The organism is Clostridium niameyense, from assembly GCF_001243045.1.
GTDB lineage: Bacteria > Bacillota > Clostridia > Clostridiales > Clostridiaceae > Clostridium_F > Clostridium_F niameyense.
Genome location: NZ_LN849006.1, coordinates 25,050 through 45,374, shown reverse-complemented (window position 1 = coordinate 45,374; position 20,325 = coordinate 25,050). Strand labels below are relative to the sequence as shown.

The 20,325-nt window shown below is 27.6% G+C and carries 18 protein-coding genes and 1 tRNA gene; 12 read left to right on the top strand and 7 right to left on the bottom strand.

Features of this window, described 5'->3' with window-relative positions:
• Positions 1-33 precede the first annotated feature (33 nt).
• Entirely contained in the window at positions 34-1,080 is a 1,047-nt protein-coding gene (locus BN1711_RS00465; RefSeq protein WP_050606255.1) for a YkvI family membrane protein, read from the bottom strand.
• A 146-nt stretch (positions 1,081-1,226) separates the two neighbouring features.
• Between BN1711_RS00465 and BN1711_RS00460 the strand changes: the two genes are divergently transcribed.
• The 3 genes from BN1711_RS00460 to BN1711_RS00450 all read left to right on the top strand — a co-directional run bounded on the left by BN1711_RS00460 (position 1,227) and on the right by BN1711_RS00450 (position 4,086).
• Positions 1,227-2,336 (top strand): hypothetical protein, encoded by a 1,110-nt coding sequence (locus BN1711_RS00460; protein ID WP_050606254.1) that lies wholly within the window; start codon positions 1,227-1,229, stop codon positions 2,334-2,336.
• Between the two features lie 63 nt (positions 2,337-2,399).
• The gene (gene mnmL, locus BN1711_RS00455) at positions 2,400-3,332 is read left to right on the top strand and encodes a tRNA modification radical SAM protein MnmL/YtqA (RefSeq protein ID WP_050606253.1); all 933 of its coding nucleotides are present in this window, start codon (positions 2,400-2,402) and stop codon (positions 3,330-3,332) included.
• Positions 3,333-3,342: 10 nt separating this feature from the next.
• Positions 3,343-4,086: a 2-phosphosulfolactate phosphatase family protein gene (locus BN1711_RS00450; protein ID WP_050606252.1), complete on the top strand. Its 744-nt coding sequence runs from the start codon at positions 3,343-3,345 to the stop codon at positions 4,084-4,086.
• A 43-nt stretch (positions 4,087-4,129) separates the two neighbouring features.
• On the opposite strand, the gene BN1711_RS00445 is transcribed toward BN1711_RS00450, so the two are convergent.
• The 6 genes from BN1711_RS00445 to murC all read right to left on the bottom strand — a co-directional run bounded on the left by BN1711_RS00445 (position 4,130) and on the right by murC (position 8,697).
• The gene (locus tag BN1711_RS00445; protein ID WP_050606251.1) at positions 4,130-4,531 is read right to left on the bottom strand and encodes a hypothetical protein; all 402 of its coding nucleotides are present in this window, start codon (positions 4,529-4,531) and stop codon (positions 4,130-4,132) included.
• An 83-nt stretch (positions 4,532-4,614) separates the two neighbouring features.
• The gene (locus BN1711_RS00440; RefSeq protein WP_082174038.1) at positions 4,615-5,265 is read right to left on the bottom strand and encodes an HAD family hydrolase; all 651 of its coding nucleotides are present in this window, start codon (positions 5,263-5,265) and stop codon (positions 4,615-4,617) included.
• A gap of 27 nt (positions 5,266-5,292) precedes the next feature.
• On the bottom strand, positions 5,293-6,642 hold the full coding sequence (locus BN1711_RS00435) for a [Fe-Fe] hydrogenase large subunit C-terminal domain-containing protein (RefSeq protein WP_050606249.1): 1,350 nt from the start codon (positions 6,640-6,642) through the stop codon (positions 5,293-5,295).
• A 105-nt stretch (positions 6,643-6,747) separates the two neighbouring features.
• Positions 6,748-6,823, bottom strand: a tRNA-Pro gene (locus tag BN1711_RS00430).
• Between the two features lie 118 nt (positions 6,824-6,941).
• On the bottom strand, positions 6,942-7,253 hold the full coding sequence (locus tag BN1711_RS00425; protein ID WP_050606248.1) for a hypothetical protein: 312 nt from the start codon (positions 7,251-7,253) through the stop codon (positions 6,942-6,944).
• A gap of 67 nt (positions 7,254-7,320) precedes the next feature.
• Positions 7,321-8,697 (bottom strand): UDP-N-acetylmuramate--L-alanine ligase, encoded by a 1,377-nt coding sequence (gene murC / locus BN1711_RS00420; protein ID WP_050606247.1) that lies wholly within the window; start codon positions 8,695-8,697, stop codon positions 7,321-7,323.
• 194 nt (positions 8,698-8,891) lie between these two features.
• On the opposite strand from murC, the gene purR reads away from it, so the two are divergent.
• The 9 genes from purR (at position 8,892) to mfd (ending at position 20,261) form a co-directional block, all read left to right on the top strand.
• Positions 8,892-9,707, top strand: a complete 816-nt coding sequence (gene purR / locus BN1711_RS00415; RefSeq protein WP_050606246.1) for a pur operon repressor — start codon at positions 8,892-8,894, stop codon at positions 9,705-9,707.
• A gap of 104 nt (positions 9,708-9,811) precedes the next feature.
• Positions 9,812-10,102, top strand: a complete 291-nt coding sequence (gene spoVG, locus BN1711_RS00410; RefSeq protein WP_050606245.1) for a septation regulator SpoVG — start codon at positions 9,812-9,814, stop codon at positions 10,100-10,102.
• A 161-nt stretch (positions 10,103-10,263) separates the two neighbouring features.
• On the top strand, positions 10,264-11,637 hold the full coding sequence (gene glmU / locus BN1711_RS00405) for a bifunctional UDP-N-acetylglucosamine diphosphorylase/glucosamine-1-phosphate N-acetyltransferase GlmU (RefSeq protein ID WP_050606244.1): 1,374 nt from the start codon (positions 10,264-10,266) through the stop codon (positions 11,635-11,637).
• 22 nt (positions 11,638-11,659) lie between these two features.
• Positions 11,660-12,619, top strand: coding sequence for a ribose-phosphate diphosphokinase (locus BN1711_RS00400; protein ID WP_050606243.1), 960 nt, complete (start codon positions 11,660-11,662; stop codon positions 12,617-12,619).
• 172 nt (positions 12,620-12,791) lie between these two features.
• The gene (locus tag BN1711_RS00395; RefSeq protein WP_050606242.1) at positions 12,792-13,478 is read left to right on the top strand and encodes a response regulator transcription factor; all 687 of its coding nucleotides are present in this window, start codon (positions 12,792-12,794) and stop codon (positions 13,476-13,478) included.
• Positions 13,479-14,888: a sensor histidine kinase gene (locus BN1711_RS00390; protein ID WP_050606241.1), complete on the top strand. Its 1,410-nt coding sequence runs from the start codon at positions 13,479-13,481 to the stop codon at positions 14,886-14,888. It begins immediately after the preceding gene.
• 27 nt (positions 14,889-14,915) lie between these two features.
• On the top strand, positions 14,916-16,082 hold the full coding sequence (locus tag BN1711_RS00385; protein WP_050606240.1) for a S1C family serine protease: 1,167 nt from the start codon (positions 14,916-14,918) through the stop codon (positions 16,080-16,082).
• An 83-nt stretch (positions 16,083-16,165) separates the two neighbouring features.
• Positions 16,166-16,738 carry an aminoacyl-tRNA hydrolase gene (gene pth, locus BN1711_RS00380; RefSeq protein ID WP_050606239.1) on the top strand — a complete coding sequence of 191 codons (573 nt, stop codon included), beginning with the start codon at positions 16,166-16,168 and terminating at the stop codon, positions 16,736-16,738.
• A 13-nt stretch (positions 16,739-16,751) separates the two neighbouring features.
• Complete coding sequence (gene mfd / locus BN1711_RS00375; protein ID WP_050606238.1) at positions 16,752-20,261, top strand: transcription-repair coupling factor; 3,510 nt, start codon at positions 16,752-16,754, stop codon at positions 20,259-20,261.
• Positions 20,262-20,325: the final 64 nt, after the last annotated feature.

Sequence of the window (20,325 nt, the reverse complement as noted above, 5' to 3'; positions counted from 1 at the left end):
CACCTCAATTGTTAAAATCTATAGTTTTAAATTTTATTTATCTTTTATATAGAAAATGATACATTGAATCATAAAAATAAAACTTATTACTGCAAAACTAGGATACAACACATTTATTAAATTTACAAATCCTAATTGTGATATAGGAATAGCTAGTAATATTACTATGAATATGGATTTTTTATAAGATATTCCTAGAGATTGTTCCATAGTTTTTCCCACACTGTATATATTTGAAACTTCAGTAGAGAACATTTCAAGCCAAATTATGCATAATAACATTATTTGAATTATAGTTCCAAATCTATTAGCTATATATAATAGGGGAATTTCATATTTAAAAATATATGGTATGTTAAGTAAAAGTAATAAATTTATTATGAAAGATAAAATAGTAAGACCTAAAGAACCTAAAATTAAACCAGATTTTAATGTAGTTTTATCTTTAATTTCAGTACTTAATGGAACTAAAACCCCGCTACAACAAAGAATGTTAAATCCACTATATATAAATGTAGAGCCTAGCCAATGTCTTTTATAATTAGGTATAGTTTTGATATAAGCTATACTTACATTTTTGGATAACGCTAAATAAAGTATAAATACGGTTATAATAACTATCATAAGGCTAGGAACTATAAATGAATTTATTTCTATAAGACCTTTGGTATTTCTAAGTAATACAATTAATGAAAAAAATATCATTAAACAAATGCCAATCCATTTAGAAATTCCAAAGTATTGATGAAGTAAAGCTCCACTACCTGCAAGTATTATAGCAGAACTACTTATAAGGAATAATCCTGTAAGTAGATCTATTGCTTTACCTAAAAAACCTGGACTTACTAAACCAATTAAACCATTATAAGAGTTTAAATTGTGTTTTATACTTATATCAATTATTATAGATCCCATGATGATATACACAAAAAAGCATATAGTAAGTCCTATAAAACTTTTATATCCGTATGTAGTGAAAAATTGAGTCATTTCTTGTCCGGATGCAAGGCCAGCACCAACTATAGTTCCTATAAAAACTGCCGCCATTTGAAAAATTAGATTTAATTTCTTTTTTATCATGATTCCTCCTAATTTCATTAATTATTCCTTTATATAAATATATATATAAAAATGAAAATAATGATTTTTAATTAAATTTTATTTTTAAGGAGAAAATAATTATATTAGATTAATATTAAAAATTAGATTAGAAAGGAGGACTAAAATTGAAATTTAATTATAGGGTAAAGAAAGTTATATGCTTAATTTTAATTTTAAGTAGTATATCTTTGTTTGGATGTAGAAGTAAAAAGGAAGAGGGCAAAATCGACAATGATTTCGATATGAAAATAGCCATGAATATAGTTGAAACCTATATGAATTATTTAATTGAAGGTAATGTAGAGAATATTAAAACTATGTATTCTAATAGACTTTCTAAACAAGGGGTGGAAAATAAGAATAATCAAGATTTAAAAATTAAAGGTTACACTATAGATGAAACTAATAATGTAGGAAAATCTGGTATATTTTCAGTTAAAACTGTGAGTATAAATTCACAAAATCCCTATACTTGTATAGAGGAGTATAGAATAAAAGTTATAAAAGAAAATAATCATTATAAAATAGATGCTATAAATATTAATATGGATAAAGAGGCATTTTTAGAAAAAAATAAAATAAGATACAGAAATAAAAATGAAATAAAAACAGAACTTATTTTGGATTCAAGCGGAATACCTGATTTTTCATATTCTAAGGATGATAAGGCTAATGTTAAGAAAATAGATATACCTAAAAAACATATTGGCACTATGAGTTTTGCATATAATGAAAATCTTATAGCTATATCTACTTATGATGAAAATAATGTTTTCGCTGCTATTATAACCATAGATGAGTCTAAAGCGGTACAAGGAGAGGCAGATGAAGGAGATCAAGAACAAGCACCTAAAGAAGGAGAAGAAAACCAGGGAGGCATGAATAAATCTAAAGAAGAACCTATAGGTAAGGAGGTATTACCTTTAGATATATTAAAGGCAAATAAAATAGATTTTATGGTGTTTTCTCCTGATGAAAAATTTATAGTTCTTCAATATGAAAATAGTGATAAAAGTAAAAATATTAGGATTTATAAAAGTGATAGTGGAGAAATAATTCCCATAAAATTTGAAGATAAGTATCCATTAGATAAAGTTAATGTGAAATTTTCATCTTTTAATAGAGATAGTGTAAATTTCGATGTAAGATCCAAAGAGAACAATAATAAGGCAGTATCTAAATTTATAGGAAAATGGCAATTAAATTTAAATAATTTTAAGTTAAAAAAACTATAATAATTTTGAAAAAAAGTATCTGTAAGTTATAATATTTACAGATACTTTTTTGGAGGAATTTATATGGAATTTAACTGGTATAATAAAAGATATCATAGTTTAAATTATTTTTTAAGGAATAAATTTGGATCTAAGGTATTTAAGATATCCTTAGATGGAGGTTTTTACTGCCCCAATAGAGATGGTACTATAAGTACAGGAGGATGTATATATTGTAGTGCTAAAGGTTCAGGAGATTTTGCAGGAGATAGGCATCGTTCAATACATGATCAGTTTGCAGAAATCAAAGAGATTATGAATAAAAAATGGAAAAGTAATAAATATATAGCTTACTTTCAGGCCTATACAAATACATATGGTCGCATTGATGTACTAAAGGAAAAATATGAAGAAGCTATAAAAGAAGATGGCGTTATAGCATTGGCTATAGCTACAAGACCAGATTGCTTAGGTGAAGATATATTAGATTTATTAGAAGAAATGAATAAGAAGGTATATTTATGGATTGAATTAGGACTACAAACTGTTAACAACAATACAGCAAAAATTATTAATAGAGGATATGAATTAGAGGTATTTGAGCAAGCAGTAAAAAATTTAAGGGAAAGAAATATAGATGTAGTTGTTCACACTATTTTTGGATTGCCAGGTGAAAATAAAAGACAAATGCTAGATACGGTTAGATATATATCTAAATTAGATATACAAGGAATTAAATTTCATCTATTACACTTATTAAAAGATACACCTCTTGTTAGACTTTATAATCAAGGTAAATTAGAATTTTTAACTCAAGAGGAATATATAGATTTAATTTGTACATCTATAAGTATGTTACCACCTGAAATGGTTGTTCATAGACTTACGGGAGATGCTCCAAGAAATCTTTTAATAGGTCCCATGTGGAGTTTAAAAAAGTGGGAAGTGTTAAATGATATAGACAAAAAATTGAAGGATGAAAATATATATCAAGGGTTAAACTATAATAAATTGTAGGGGGATTTTTATGAATATTGATATCATAATTTCTGCAGATTATGTAACACCAAATAAAATAAAAGATAAAACAGTAGTGGTTATAGATATATTAAGAGCTACTTCAGTTATTGTAACAGCTTTAAAAAATGGGTGTAAAGATGTTATTCCAGTATTAACTGTAGAAGAAGCTAAAAATATAGCTAACAAGAATAGAGATAATTATATACTTGGTGGAGAAAGAAATGCGTTAAAGATAGATGGGTTTGATTGTTCAAATTCTCCATTGGAATATACTAAAGATAGAATTTTAGGAAAAACCTTAATATTAACAACAACTAATGGTACTAAGGCTATAAATAAAAGTATAGGTGCAAAAAATATATTAATATCTGCTTTGATTAATTCTAAAAGCACTGCAGAAAAAGTTATGGATATAAATAATGATGTAATTATAATTAACGCTGGAACTTATGGAGAATTTTCTATAGATGATTTTATATGTAGCGGTTATCTTATAGATTGTATATGCAATATAAAAAAAGATATAGTATTATCAGATATAGCTAAAACAGCACAATTTATATATTTAAATAATAAAGATATAGTAAGTTTTATGAGGCAAGCTTCTCATTATAATAGAATAAAAAAATTAAATTTAGAAAAAGACTTAAAGTATTGTATGCAAAAGGACATAACTACTATTGTGCCAGAATATTTTAATGGTAAAATATTGAATGCTAACAAAGGTTATATAAGTTCTAAAGTATTTTAAAGATAATCTCTCTAATTTTAAAAAATTAGAGAGATTATCTTATTTATATAATATCTATACAATCTTGTTTTATCCATCCCTTGGTATTAATAACACCTTTGTAAAAGCAAGTAATTTCATACCACAATTTATTTGAAACTTCTGCACTGTCTACTATATATATATTTTCACCTTTAACTAGACTATTTATTGTTGGAGAATTCTCCATAGGATATAAATGTATATTACAATATTTATTTATAGTTCCACTATTAGCATCAGGATTAATGTATCTAATTTTGATATTTTTAATAGGATTATTATATTTCAATTCATTTTTCAAGCTTTCATTATGCTGCTTTAACAATAATACTTGCTTTTTTTGTAAATTTAATTTATTAGAAAAATAATAAAAAATATATCCATAACCACAAAGTAATATTAAGAAAAATAGTAATCCAAACAATAAAATACCTCCTTATATGAATAGTATAGTTATAGTATATTCATATAGGGATAAACTTTTACAAAAATTATATAATTAGATACTTATATGATTGTTTGTATTTCATCATAATCATTTATATATAAATCTGCTAAAGATTCCATTTGTTTTTTATACTTACTAGAATATGTATCGTATACAGCAATAACTTTCATGCCTGCAGCTTTAGCACCTTTTAATGCAGGTAATATATCTTCAAATACTATACAATTTTTGGGATCTATATTAAGTTTTTTTGATGTTAATAAATATATATCTGGAAAGTCCTTACCTCTGGACACTTCATCTATAGTAGTTATAACATCAAATAAATTTAAAATATTATTGTTTTTTAATACAGCATTAACTAATGGAGTTGTATTGCTTGTGGCTATAGCAATTTTTATCCCTCTATACTTTAACAAATTTAAAAAATTTTTTGCACCCTTTTTTAAATTTATATTGTGGGCATATTCCTTATAAGCCATGTTATTCCATTCTTCTAGTATATCTTCAATACTTTCAGTGAGTTTAAATCTGTTTTTAAAATATGTTGCACCTTCTTCAAAAGTCAGTGTTTCTATTTCTTCCTTTAAGTTTATTGGAACTTTTAAGTTTCTTTTAGTTAAAAAATCTGTATCTATTTTATTCCATATGTCCATGGAGTCTATTAAGGTTCCATCTAAATCAAAAATTGCAGCTTTTAAATTATTCATTATACCACCCCGCCTAGCTTTTATAATTTAAAAGTCTCTTTCAAATATTTTTATTTTATTGGGATCTTTGAAATCTTCTATAGAGTTTATCTTTATTTTTTTTAATATATTTTTCATACAAGGACTATCTATGGAAACTTTTATAGAGGATTTATTGGCAAAGGTATCTACATTTTTTTTTCCTATATCTTTATTAATTAATGCTTTGGGTCCACCAACACAACCACCAACGCATCCCATACCTTCTATAAAGTTTGAATCTATTTCTCCTTTTTGTGCTTTCGAAAGTAATTCTTTACACTCTAGTATACCATTACCTTGAGTAGATTTTAATAATGAAAGCTTTTGGGGGAATAATTTTTTCACTACGTCCTCAACAGCAATAGAAACTCCACCAGTTCTAGCATATAATCTACCACCTCTAGACGCATATTCTGAAGATAAATCTTCTTTAAGATTATTTAAATCTATATTTAATGAATCAAATATATCTTTTAGTTCAGAAAAAGTTAAAACAAAGTCTATGGCATCATTTATATCTTTATCTTTAGCTTCAGCTTTTTTAGCTATACAAGGTCCTATAAATACTACACTGCAATTTGGATTTATTTTTTTTATTACTCTTCCAGCAGCTATCATGGGAGATACAGAAGGTGAAACGTGTTTTATAAGGGACTTATAAACTCTTTTTAGCATTCCAACCCACATAGGACAGCAGCAAGAAGTTATCATTAAGTCATCCTCATTATGAACAAGATGATTAAATTCTATAGATTCTTTTAAGGTAAGCATATCAGCAAAAAAAGCTACCTCTATCATATCTGTAAAACCTATTTTTTTAAAAGCAGATCGTAGCTTATTAATGGTTATATTTGAACCAAATTGTCCAACAATAGCAGGAGCTACTGCTGCTATTACAGGTTTATCACTTTTTAATAATTCTAGTAGAGGAATAAACTGAACTTTATCTAATATACTACCAGTTGGGCAAGCTTCTACACAAAATCCGCAATCTGTGCATTTATCAGTATTTATATATGTACGATTATTTTTTTTGTTCAATAATATAGCATTGAAAGGGCATGAATCTTGACACGGAGTTTTACCGTTAATTTTATTACAATCCACGGAACAGTCTTTTATTTTATTTACTATCTTATGATTGGAGGAATAGTCTTTTATAGCTTTTTCTAAATCTTTTATAAAGGATTTAGAATCAGGATCTACTTCTACTCCACACAAAGACGGAATTACATTGCATAAGTCTTGTTTATTATTTGGATATTCTTTTAATAGTTTATTTATAGTACTATTAAAACTTCCCTCATTATAAGAGTTTACAATAGCCTTAAATAGATTACTGTATTGTTTTTTCATTAAATCACCTCTAAAAATTAAATATGAACTTAATTTTTAGTTTTACCTGTATTTATAATATTATAAATTATTATAAAAAAAAGAGTTACTTTTAAAGTAACTCTTTGGTCGGGGTGACAGGGCTCGAACCTGCGACCTCATGGTCCCAAACCACGCGCGCTCCCATCTGCGCCACACCCCGAAATAAAATCCGGACAACCATATTATACAATATATATATTAATAAATCAAGGAATGCCTTATGTAGTAAATAAGGTAAAAATAACTGTTTTGATTTTTAAAATCAAAACAGTTATAAGTTAATGACTATTGGATTCTTCAACTCCTTTAGTAGGAACTGTAGAAATTAGAAATCCTACTAATATAGAAACTAAAGCTGGAGCTACAATATTTAAATATATTACAAAACGAGTTTTGTATAATACTAAGGAAGTCACACCAGTTATTATTAAAGTTGCAACAAATACATAAATAACAAAACGAGAAAGAGAACTAAATAATTTTTCGTAAATTTTATGACGAGTAGGACCGCTTATTATATTCCTAAATAAAAAATAGGAAGTTAAAATTAGTACAATGTCTGCTATAGCAGAGATTAAAAAATTTTTCATAAAAAACACCTCCAAAAGGTTATACAAATATAGTATTTCCTAATTGAAGGTATTTTAAGCATATTATTTATGAGTTAAGATAATTTTCGCCTATTTTAAATACATCTCCAGCTCCCACAGTTAATATTATATCACCATCTTTAGCAGATTCTTTTAAATAATCCACAATATCGTGGAAATCATGAATATTTGTACACTTAACTTTTCTTTCCCTTATTTTATCTCCTAGCATATCTGAGTTAATTTCTCCTGTATCTTTTTCCCTAGCAGCATATATATCAGATAATATAAGTTCATCACATTCATCAAAGCAAGTTATAAATTCATCAAATAATTTTAGTGTTCTTGAATAGGTATGAGGTTGAAATACGCAATATATTTTGTTATGTGGGTAATTCTTAATTGCATTTAATGTAGCTTTTATTTCAGTTGGATGATGTGCATAATCGTCAATTACAGTAATACCATTTTTGCAACCTTTTAACTCGAATCTTCTATGAGTACCATAAAAACTTTCTAATCCATCTATTATTGAATCAGTATCTATATTTAATGCTATAGATGTACATACACTAGCTAGTGCATTTAGTACATTATGTTTTCCAGGTACATTTAAATTTAATGAAAATAACTTTTCACCATTTCTACTTATATCAAAAGAGGCACAAGCTTTTTCATTATATTTTATATTGGTAGCTTGTATATCTCCAGAGTTTATACCATATGTTAATGTATTACATGAAACATTTTTTAATACGTCTTTTACATTATTATCATCTATACATGCTACAAGATATCCATCATTAGGAATTAAATTTATAAATTTTGAAAAAGCTTTCTTTATATCATTTATATCTTTGTAATAATCTAAATGATCTTCATCAATATTTAATATAACTCCTATATAAGGGAAAAATTTAAGAAATGATGATTTATATTCGCAAGCTTCAGTAATAAAATAATCACTATTTCCGACTTTAACATTTCCATCTATTATATCTAAATTACCACCTACTAATATTGTAGGATCTACGTTGGCGTTTATAGCTATATGAGAGAACATGGAAGTAGTAGTAGTTTTACCATGAGTACCAGAAATAGCTACATTGTATTTATGGCTTTTCATTAATGATCCTAAAAAATCTGCTCTATCTATTAAAGGAATATTATTTTCCTTAGCAGCTATAATTTCAGGATTATCAGAAGGTATAGCAGCAGTATATACTATTAAATCTGCATCTTGTATATTATTTTTATTATGACCTATATAAATTTTGGCACCTTTTTTTTCAAGCTTTTGTGTCATAGGGGATGGGTTCATATCAGAACCAGATACGGTGAAATCATGATGAAGAAGTATCTCAGCTAGTCCACTCATACTTATTCCACCAATTCCAATGAAGTGAATATTTTTATCTTTATCTTTTATAAAATCAAATGACAACTTTATCATCTCCTTAATTAAGTACTATATTAAATAATTATATACAAAAACCGAATAAAAAACACATTAATAGGCTTATTTTATGGGAAAATTTATTTTCATATTGATATTGTTAGTTATTTATCTTAAAATGGGAATAATAAGATAAATATATTAAAAATAATTCGTTATATTAAAAATAGATAGGTGATATTATGCAAAAGTTTACTAGAAATCAAAGGATAGCTATTATTACGAAAACATTAATGGAAAATCCTAATAAAGTCATAAATTTAAATAATTTTACTGAAATGTTTAATGCGGCAAAATCAACAATTAGTGAAGATCTATTTGTAGTAAAGGATATATTAAATAAAGTATCTATGGGTAAGATTGAAACTATTTCAGGGGCTGCTGGAGGTGTAAAATACATAAGCGGTATGTCAAAAGAAAAAAGTAGAAAGTTTGTAGATGATTTATGTATAAATCTAACAAAAGAGGATAGAATAATACCAGGAGATTTTTTATATGTCACAGATATTATGTGTAATCCACAAATAATACAAAGAGCAGCAGTAGTTTTAGCATCTTTTTTTACAAATGAAAATATAGATTATGTTTTAACAGTAGAAACTAAAGGTATACCTTTGGCTTTTGAAGTGGCTAAGCTTTTAGGAGTACAATTAGTAGTCGTCCGTAGAGAAAATAAACTCACAGAAGGATCTACTTTAAGCATAAATTATGTTTCGGGATCTAGTGGAAGAGTTCAAAATATGTATGTATCTAAAGGTGCAATTAAAAGAAATAGTAAATGTGTATTTATTGATGATTTTATGAAAGCTGGAGGTACGGCTTTAGGTATAATTAATATTTTAAAAGAATTTGACAGTGAATTATTAGGAATTGGAGTATTAATAGATAATACTAGTATACCTAAAAAATTAGTACAGGACTATGTCTCACTAGTTGAATTTAAAGGCTTTGACGAAGATGGGAAGATATTAGTTAAACCATCTGATTTATTTATATAATGTAATTTTCAAAATAATTAATACTTTTTTGAAAATTAAGGAGGAAAAATATAAAAAATAGAGAATATGTATTGTATATACATAAGCATCTTGGAGGTGGAATTATGCAAATTACAGATGTACGTGTTAGAAAAATTGCTACAGAAGGTAAAATGAAGGCAATAGTTTCAGTAACCTTTGATAATGAATTTGTAGTTCATGATATTAAGGTTATAGAAGGACAAAATGGGTTATTTATAGCTATGCCTAGTAGAAAAACACCAGATGGTGAATTTAAGGACATAGCTCACCCAATCAACACAGAAACTAGAGAAAAAATTCAAAGTGCTATACTAGAAGAATATGAAAAAGTTAAAAATGAAGAAATGTCTTTAGACAACAAAAAAGATGAATAAATGAAATAAAAAGGAGTATTTACTCCTTTTTATTTTTTTATGTTATAGTAAATATGACCTAATAGGTTGAAAATACTTTTTATATAAAATATAATATTATAGGATGTTTAAATAAAAAATATAAAAAATATATTATAATAAAACCATAAAGAGGTGCTATAATGTATAATTGTGCTATAATATTGGCCGCCGGAAAAGGAAAAAGAATGAAATCTTCCCTACCAAAGGTCATACATAAAGTTTGTGGTAAAGAAATGGTTAACCACGTAATAGACAATGTTAGAAAAGCAGGAATAGAAGACGTAAATTTAGTAATAGGTAAAAGTGCAGATAAAGTTAAAGAAAACACTAAAGATAGAGAAGTAACTTACTCATTTCAAAGTGAACAATTAGGAACAGGTCATGCAGTTATATGTGCTAAAGATTTTTTAAAGGATAAAAAGGGAGTAGTTGCAGTATTTACAGGAGATGCTCCTTTAATTACAGAAGAAACCATAAAAGAATTATTTAGCTTTCATGAAGAAAATTGCTTTAGTGCAACTCTAGTAACATCTACTGTGAATAATCCAACAGGTTATGGAAGAGTAATCAGAGAAGCTTCAGGAGAAGTAAAAAAAATAGTAGAACACAAGGATTGTAATGAGAAAGAATTAAATGTTAAAGAAATAAACAGTGGGATGTATTGCTTTGATATAGAAGAATTATTATTAAGTTTAAACCAACTGAATAACAATAATTCTCAAGGAGAATATTATTTAACTGATGTTATAGAAATAATGAAAAATAACAAGAAAAAAGTAGGTGCCATGGTTGTACCTTTTGATGAAATAATGGGAGTAAATTCAAGAGTGCAATTATGTGAAGCTGAAAAAGTTATGAGAAATAGAATAAATCATAAGCATATGATAAATGGAGTAACTGTTATAGATCCAGAAAGTACATATATAGATTCGGATGTAGAAATAGGTAATGATACTATAATATATCCGGGGAATGTAATACAAGGTAAAACAACAATAAAAGAAAATTGTACGTTATATTCTAATTCTAGAATTCTTAATAGTATCATAGAATCAGGAGTTAAAATTGAGAATTCTGTAATATTAGAAAGCTACGTAGGTGAGAATACTACAGTAGGACCATTTGCGTATATAAGACCAGAAAGTGTAATAGGAAAGTCTGCTAGAATAGGTGACTTTGTTGAAATAAAAAAATCAACTATAGGAGACAAAACAAAGGTTTCACATCTTACTTATATAGGTGATGCAGAGGTAGGTAGTGAATGTAATTTTGGTTGTGGAACTGTAGTTGTAAATTATGATGGACAAAAGAAACAAAAGACTATAATTGGTAATAACTCTTTTATAGGTTGTAACACAAATTTAATTTCACCTGTTAAAGTTAATGATAATACTTACATTGCAGCTGGTTCTACAATTACAAAAGAAGTTCCAGAAGGATCGTTAGCTGTTGCAAGAGCAAAACAGGTTAATAAAGAAGGCTGGGTATGTAGAAGAGGTTTATTAAAGAAATAAATTTTAAGGAGGACTATATATAATGATAACCCATGGAAAAAATATTAAAATTTTTTCAGGTAATTCTCATCCTAAATTAGCAAAAGATATTGCTGATATACTAGGAGCAGAAGTAGGAGATGCTCAAGTATCAACATTTAGTGATGGTGAAATAGCTGTAAATATTAAAGAAACTGTAAGAGGAACTGATTTATTTATTGTTCAATCAACTAATGCTCCAGTTAATGATAACTTAATGGAATTATTAATAATGATTGACGCTTTTAAAAGAGCATCTGCAGGCAGAATAACTGCAGTAATTCCTTATTATGGATATGCAAGACAAGATAGGAAAGCAAAAGCTAGAGATCCAATTACTGCAAAATTAGTAGCAGATCTTTTAACAGCAGCAGGAGCAGATAGAGTTCTAACAATGGATTTACATGCTTCACAAATACAAGGATATTTTAATATACCAGTGGATCACTTATTAGGTTCACCAATACTTGCAAGATACTTTGTAGAAAAAGGATTTGGTGATAGAGATGACGTAGTAGTAGTATCACCTGACCTAGGAAGTGTAACAAGAGCTAGAAAGTTTGCTGATAAATTACATGCTCCGATAGCTATAATTGATAAAAGAAGACCTAAAGCTAATGTATCTGAAGTTATGAATATAATTGGAGATATAAAAGATAAAACAGTTATATTGATAGATGATATGATTGATACAGCAGGAACTATAACAAATGGAGCTAATGCTTTAATTGATATGGGAGCTAAAGAAGTATACGCATGTTGTACTCATGCTGTTTTATCAGGACCTGCAATTGAAAGAATAGAGGACTCAAAGATAAAAGAGTTAGTTATGTTAAATACTATAGATTTACCTGAAGATAAGAAACTAGACAAGTTTAAAGTATTATCAGTAGCACCTGTTTTTGCTGAAGCAATTAAGAGAATATACGAAGATATGTCAGTTAGTAAGATATTTGAAGATTAATATTAAATTACATATAAAAACCTATAGACTAGTCTATAGGTTTTTTAATTATATAATTAATTATTTGTAAATTTTATAATATTGATTATATTTGAGCAAAATAATATGATAAATTAAATATATATTAATTATTATAAGTGTTAGTTACATTAATTGGAAGGAGGAAAATTTAATGGATGGTAGAATAGGAAAAGTTCTTATTGTAGATGATGATGAGAATATAGCAGAAGTGATAAAAATGTATTTAGATAGTGCGGGATATGAGACTAAAATTTGTTATGATGGAAAAGCAGCGCAAGAGGGTTTTAATGAATATAAACCAGATTTAATATTATTAGATATAATGCTTCCACATATAGATGGTGTAGATGTTCTTAAATGGATAAGAAGAGATAGCATGATACCAGTAATAATGTTAACAGCTAAGGGAGATACTTTTGATAAAGTTCTTGCTCTAGAATTAGGTGCAGATGATTATATAGTAAAACCATTTGAACCTAAAGAGTTACTAGCTAGGGTAAAAGCTGTTCTTAGAAGATATAATGCAGATAATGATAATAGAGAAGTTTTAAAATTTGAAGATTTAGTAATTGATGTTAATTCATATACAGTTTTATATAAAGATGAAGAAATAAAGATGCCTCCAAAGGAATTTGAGCTTTTATACTATCTTGCGAATAATAAAAATAGAGTTTTTACAAGAGAACAATTATTATGTGAGGTATGGGGATATGATTATCCGGGTGATTCTAGGACTGTAGATGTTCATATAAAAAGATTAAGGGAGAAATTAGAAGGTGATCCAAATTGGCAGATAGAGACAGTCTGGGGAGTAGGTTATAAGTTTGAGGTGAAATAAATGAAGAGAGGTTTATTCCAAAAACTTGTAGCTACATTTACTATAATCATTTCTGTAAGTTTTGTAATTATTGCAGCATTTTTATCCTATTGGTTTGAGGGATACTATTTTAACCAAAGGAAAAATCAGCTTATTACAGAATCGCAATTTATAGGTAATGCTGCAGTACAGTATATAGAGGGGAATATATCTTCTCAAAGGGTAAATGAAGTTATAACTTATATAAGTAATTATCTATCAGCTAATATATGGGTTACAGATAAATATGGATATGTATATGCAGTTTCTAATAAAAAACATAAAAACTTAATAGGAGTTCAAGTTTTAACTAAGGAATTAGAAGAACTTAGACATGGCAATAATATAGAAAATAAAGGTTTATATACAAATACATTTTCGACTCCAGTACACACGTTTGAAATACCTATTTTCCATAGAGGTAATTTTCGAGGTGTTATTATAATGCATACATCCATAGACGAAATTAGGGAGCCTTTAAAAAAGGTATATAATATTATATGGATTTCGGCTATTTTTGCAATTATTATATCATCTATTGTTATTTATTATTTTTCTGAAAGAATGATAATTAAACCACTTTCAAAAATTAATTACGTAGCAGATAAAATATCAAAAGGGGAAGTAGATAAGAGAGTAGATATAGAATCCCATGATGAAATAGGAGCTTTAGCAAAATCTTTTAATTCTATGGCGGATTCTATAGAGGAGATAGATAATAATAGAAGACACTTTATTTCTAATGTGTCTCATGAAATAAGATCTCCAATGACTTCTATAAAGGGATTTATAGGTGGAATATTGGATGGAATTATACCTCAGGAAAAACAAAATTATTATCTAAAGATTACCTATGAAGAGGTTCAAAGACTTACAAGACTTATAAATGATTTGTTAGATTTATCAAGTATTGAATCAGGACAATTACAGCTAAAAATAGAAAAATTAGATATAAATGAGATAATAAGAACTAGCGTTATAAAATTCGAAACAAAAGTAAAAGATAAGTCATTAAAGGTCAATGTAAGCTTAGAAGGGGATAGACTTTATGTAATAGCTGATAAGGATAGAATCATACAAGTGGTAATGAATCTTTTAGACAACGCTATAAAATATACTAATGAAGGGGGAAATATAAAAGTAGATACTAAAATAAAAGGTAGTAAGATTTTGGTTTCTATTTTTAATGATGGACCTAAAATACCAGATGAGGATATAAAGCATATATGGGATAGATTTTATAAAGCAGATAAAGCAAGATCTTCTAAAGTAAGCACAGGGTTAGGATTATCCATAGTGAGAAGTATATTAACTCAGCTTGGAGAAGATATATGGGTGGACAATGAATCTTCAGGGGGAGTAACTTTTAGTTTTACAATGAAAAGAGCATAAAATTAATTTAACTAACGGAGGTGCCCTATGGATAAAGATAGAGAAAATAATTTTGAAAAAAGCAACTTAAATAATAATTGTGGAGAAATAAATTTTAAAAGATCAAGAAGAAGAAAAATAATTACAAATATAGTTGTTTTACTTGTTGTTGCTTGTATATCGGCTTTATCAGGTGCTATTACTGCATCATATATTATAAAATCAAAATTAAGCCGAAACTTTTATGGACCTACAAACCAATCCCTGTTTGAACAAAGTGAAAATAATGATAAGAATAAAAAGGAAGAATTACCTAAAAATTCAATTACAAAAGTAGCAGAAAGTGTTGGACCGGCGGTAGTTGGAATTAGTAATAAGGCAGAAGGCTATTTTGGAGTAGCAGATCAAGGTTCAGGGTCAGGTATAATTTTTGATCCAGATGGTTATATTGTTACTAATAATCACGTTATAGATGGAGCGCAAAAAATAACAATTAAATTATCCACAGGAAAGGTTTTAGATGCTTCTGTAGTAGGAAAGGATCCAAGATCAGATTTAGCTGTAATAAAGGTTAATGCTAAAAATTTGCCTGTAGCTAAATTTGGGGATTCATCTAAAGTTAAGGTTGGAGATATGGCCATAGCTATAGGTAATCCTTTGGGAGAGGAATTTGCAGGTACAGTTACAGCAGGGATAGTAAGTGGAGTAAACAGAAAAATACAATATGGTGGAGCAATATATAAATTAATTCAAACAGACGCTGCTATAAATCCAGGTAATAGTGGAGGAGCACTATGTAACGAAGCAGGAGAAATAATAGGAATTAATAGTTTAAAGGAAAAAGCTGAAGGTATTGGTTTTGCTATATCAATAAATGAAGCAAAAGATATAATAAAATCATTAATGAACTATGGAAAGGTATCTAGGCCCTATTTAGGAATAGCAGGTAAAACAATTTCTTCAGAAGAATCAGGAGTATCAGGTGTATATGTAGCAGAGGTAGTGCCAGGTTCTGGAGCAGCAGCTGCAGGTGTTAAGCCTACAGATGTAATTGTAGAGTTAGACAAAAAAAAGGTAGAAAAATTTGAAGATTTAGCAGAGATATTAGATAAACATAAAGTTGGAGATGCAGTAGAAACTAAGATTTTAAGAAATAGAAAATATACAAAATTAAATATAATACTTTCTGAGATGAAGGAAAACAATAATAAATAATAAAGAGACTATTTAGTCTCTTTATTATTTATTATAGTATAATGTAATTAGTGAAAATTAAATAAAAAGTTAGGAGTGTAAATATGTACTTAGTAGTTGGTTTGGGGAATATAGGAAAAGAATATGAGAGCACTAGACACAATATAGGATTTGATGTGGTTGACGCTATTGCAGATAAGTATAATATTCAGTTAAATAGGCAAAAATTTAAAGGAATCTATGGAGAAGGTAGAATAGGACAGGAAAAAGTTGTCCTATTAAAACCAAGTACATATATGAACTTAAGTGGTGAAAGTGTAATAGAAGCTGTTAATTTCTATAAATTGGGCAAGGAAAATATTATAGTTATTTATGATGATATGAGTATTGAAATAGGAAAATTAAGACTAAGAAGTAAGGGAAGTGCTGGTGGACATAACGGAATAAAAAATATAATTAGTAATTTAAGTTCCGATGAATTCTTTAGAATTAAAGTAGGAATTGGACAGACTGATAAAGATGTAGTAAATTATGTATTAGGAAAATTTTCCAATGGGGAAAGAGAAATTATAAATAAAGTAATAGATGTAGCAGTGGATGCAACAACTAACGTAATTTCACAAGGAATGCAAAATGCCATGAATAAATTTAATGGAATAAAAATAGAAGATATATAAGGTGGTAGTTGATATGAGGCTAAAGGGATTATTGTCACCTTTAACGGAAAATATGAATTTTAAACAAATATTAAAAAATATTAATTTAAATAATTATCCTTTAGAGATACATGGAATATCTGATTCAGGAAAAAGTTATCTTATAGATAACTTGTTTGAGTCTATAGAAAAAAGTGTACTAATTCTAACTAATAGTGATATAGAAGCACGAAAATTATATGAAGATTTATCATTATACACTACTAATGTTTATTATTTACCTTCTAAAGAAATAGTTTTTTATGATATATATGCTATTTCAGGAGACTTAAGATGGGAAAGACTAAAGGTAATAAATGAGATTTTAAATAATGATAAAAAAATAATAGTTACTTGCATAGAGTCATTAAGTGCTTATTATATTCCTGTAGAGTTGTATAAAAAATATACTTTTGATTTATCTGTAGGAGATACTGCTAAAATAGATAAAATACAAGAACTTCTAGTAAAAGGTGGTTATGAAAGAGTAGAATTAGTGGAAAATAAAGGTGAATTTTCTACGAGAGGGGGAATTGTTGATATATATACTCCTATATCCTCTGAACCTTATAGAATAGAATTTTTTGGGGATGAAATTGATTCCATAAGGAATTTTAATGTGGAATCACAAAGGAGTATTGAAAAGGTTAATAAGATAAAGGTATTTCCTGCAAAAGAAGTTATACTAGAAAAGAAAAATATAGATAGAGGATATGAAAATATAAAAAAAGATTTAAAGTTTATATTAGGTAAATTAGATAAAGATCAAATACAAAAAGAGAAAATAACTAAAAATACAAAACAAAAGTTAGAATCTTTAAAGGAAAATTGGGGATTTGAGGCTATAGATAGTTTTATACCATATTTTTATGAAAGATTAGATACTTTATTAGATTATACTAAAGATTATTTAGTAATAGTAGATGGAATAAAAAGATGTTTAGGAAAATTAGATAGTGTAAATTTAGAGTTTATTCAAAATTATAATAATTTTTTAAGTAAAGGAGATATACTTCCACAACAAGCAAAGCTTATTATAGATAAAGATGAATTGATTGATTTATTAAAAGAAGAGCGAATAATAACTGTCGAAGCTATAGAAAATTCTATAAAAGAATTTAAACCAGCAAACAAGTTTAACTTTTCCCAACTAACGTTGCAAAGTTATCATGGACAGGTTGATATGTTAATAGAAGATATAAAAAGAAAAAAAGAACAAGGATTTAAAACTGTAATTTTATCGGGTACTAGAAGTAGAGGAGAGAGACTTGCAAAAAGTTTGCAGGAAATGGGCATAGAGGTTTTTTATAAAGATGTTATAAGAGAAATAGATGATGGAGAAGTATTCGTAACATTTGGTGAACAAATAACTGGGTTTGAATATCCTGATTTAAAGTTATGCCTAATATCTGATAAAGAGATTTTTGGTCAATTTAAAAAAAGAAAAAAACGTAAACATGATAAAAAGGGTACACAAAAAATCAAAAGTTTTACTGAACTTAAGCCTGGTGATTATGTAGTTCATTCAAATCATGGTATAGGTGTTTTTAAAGGTATAAAGCAATTGGAGGTTCAAGGTCATAAAAAAGATTACTTAGAAATAAGCTATGATTCTGATGATAAACTTTATGTTCCAGTAGAACAACTAGATTTAGTACAAAGATATATAGGTAGTGAAAGTAAAACTCCTAAAATAAATAAACTAGGTACCTCTGAGTGGGCAAAGACAAAAAGAAAAGTTAAAAAATCTATAGAAGAAATGGCAGAAGATCTAGTGAAATTATATGCAGTAAGATCTACCCTAAAGGGATATAAATTTTCTAAAGATACAGTATGGCAAAAACAGTTCGAAGATGAATTTCCTTATGAAGAGACACCAGATCAGATTTCTGCTGTAGAAGATATCAAAAGTGATATGGAAACCACTAAAGTAATGGATAGATTACTTTGTGGAGATGTAGGTTATGGTAAAACAGAAGTTGCTATAAGAGCAGCATTTAAAAGTATTATGGATGGAAAGCAAGTAGCTTTTTTAGTGCCTACTACTATATTGGCTCAACAACATTACTCTAATTTTAAAAAGAGGTTTTCTGGATTCCCTGTAGAAATAGATGTTATAAGTAGATTTAGAACAGTAGCGCAACAAAAGGATACTATTAAAAAAGTAAAAGAGGGAAATGTTGATATATTAATAGGAACCCACAGAATATTGCAAAAAGATATAAACTTTAAAGATTTAGGGCTTTTAATTATAGATGAGGAGCAAAGATTCGGTGTTTCTCATAAGGAGAAAATTAAAAAATTAAAAAAGAATGTAGATGTTTTAACATTGAGTGCAACACCAATACCTAGAACCCTTCATATGTCTTTAGTAGGAGTTAGAGATATAAGTGTAATAGAGACACCACCAGAGGAGAGATATCCTGTTCAAACTTATGTAGTCGAATATAATGATCAGCTTATAAGAGACTCTATATTAAGGGAAATTTCAAGGGGTGGACAAATTTATTTTGTTTACAATAGAGTTGAACATATACATGAAATGGCTTCAGCTATATCAAAACTTATTCCTGAGGCTAAAGTAGCTATAGCCCATGGTCAAATGAAAGAAAAGCAATTAGAAGGAATTATACTAGACTTTACAGATAAAAAATATGATATATTAATATCTACTACTATAATTGAAACTGGTATGGACATACAAAATGTTAATACCATGATTATATATGATGCAGATAAAATGGGTCTATCCCAGTTATATCAATTAAGGGGAAGAGTTGGTAGAACTAATAGAATGGCATATTGTTATTTAACTTATAGAAAAGATAAAATTCTTACAGAGGTAGCCGAAAAAAGGTTAAAGGCTATAAAAGATTTTACAGAGCTAGGATCAGGTTTTAAAATAGCGTTAAAGGATTTAGAAATAAGGGGTGCAGGTAATATGATGGGATCTGCACAACATGGTCATATGGCATCAATAGGATATGATCTTTATTGTAAAATGCTACAAGATACTATTAAATTAGTTAAGGGGGAAATAGAGAGGGAACCTATAGAAACTTCTGTAGAACTGAAAGTAGACGCGTATATTCCATCTACTTATATAAAAGATGAAACACAGAAAATTGAAATATATAAAAAAATAGCTGCCATAGATTCTAAAGAAGAGCTTATGGATGTAGAAGAAGAAATAGAAGATAGATTTTCTGATATACCAAATTCAGTATACAATCTTATAAATGTAGCTTATATAAAGAGCTTAGGCAAGAAGCTTGGTATAGAAAGTATAAAAGAAAGGGGACAGGAAGTTATCTTCCAATTTGAAAATAAAGATAGATTAAGTCAAAAACTTATAAGTTCTATATTGGATAAGTATTCAAATAAAGTGGCATTTAAGTTAAAAGAAAAAATAGCTATTGGATATAAAATAAAGGATATAAAGAGAGAAAACTTATTTTTAACTTTAAAGGAATTTTTAGAATACATGGTAGAAAATAATGATTAATTTTATGTTTTGTAGTATTATAACTTATATGATAAAATTACCTTAATTGTTGTAAAAATAAAAC

Coding starts and splice junctions, on each gene's coding strand:
- mfd (WP_050606238.1), top strand. CDS start 16,752: ATGAGGCTAAAGGGATTATTGTCACCTTTAACGGAAAATATGAATTTT.
- spoVG (WP_050606245.1), top strand. CDS start 9,812: ATGCAAATTACAGATGTACGTGTTAGAAAAATTGCTACAGAAGGTAAA.
- BN1711_RS00465 (WP_050606255.1), bottom strand. CDS start 1,080: ATGATAAAAAAGAAATTAAATCTAATTTTTCAAATGGCGGCAGTTTTT.
- BN1711_RS00400 (WP_050606243.1), top strand. CDS start 11,660: ATGATAACCCATGGAAAAAATATTAAAATTTTTTCAGGTAATTCTCAT.
- BN1711_RS00450 (WP_050606252.1), top strand. CDS start 3,343: ATGAATATTGATATCATAATTTCTGCAGATTATGTAACACCAAATAAA.
- BN1711_RS00440 (WP_082174038.1), bottom strand. CDS start 5,265: ATGAATAATTTAAAAGCTGCAATTTTTGATTTAGATGGAACCTTAATA.
- BN1711_RS00390 (WP_050606241.1), top strand. CDS start 13,479: ATGAAGAGAGGTTTATTCCAAAAACTTGTAGCTACATTTACTATAATC.
- glmU (WP_050606244.1), top strand. CDS start 10,264: ATGTATAATTGTGCTATAATATTGGCCGCCGGAAAAGGAAAAAGAATG.
- pth (WP_050606239.1), top strand. CDS start 16,166: ATGTACTTAGTAGTTGGTTTGGGGAATATAGGAAAAGAATATGAGAGC.
- BN1711_RS00385 (WP_050606240.1), top strand. CDS start 14,916: ATGGATAAAGATAGAGAAAATAATTTTGAAAAAAGCAACTTAAATAAT.
- purR (WP_050606246.1), top strand. CDS start 8,892: ATGCAAAAGTTTACTAGAAATCAAAGGATAGCTATTATTACGAAAACA.
- BN1711_RS00425 (WP_050606248.1), bottom strand. CDS start 7,253: ATGAAAAATTTTTTAATCTCTGCTATAGCAGACATTGTACTAATTTTA.
- BN1711_RS00395 (WP_050606242.1), top strand. CDS start 12,792: ATGGATGGTAGAATAGGAAAAGTTCTTATTGTAGATGATGATGAGAAT.
- BN1711_RS00435 (WP_050606249.1), bottom strand. CDS start 6,642: ATGAAAAAACAATACAGTAATCTATTTAAGGCTATTGTAAACTCTTAT.
- mnmL (WP_050606253.1), top strand. CDS start 2,400: ATGGAATTTAACTGGTATAATAAAAGATATCATAGTTTAAATTATTTT.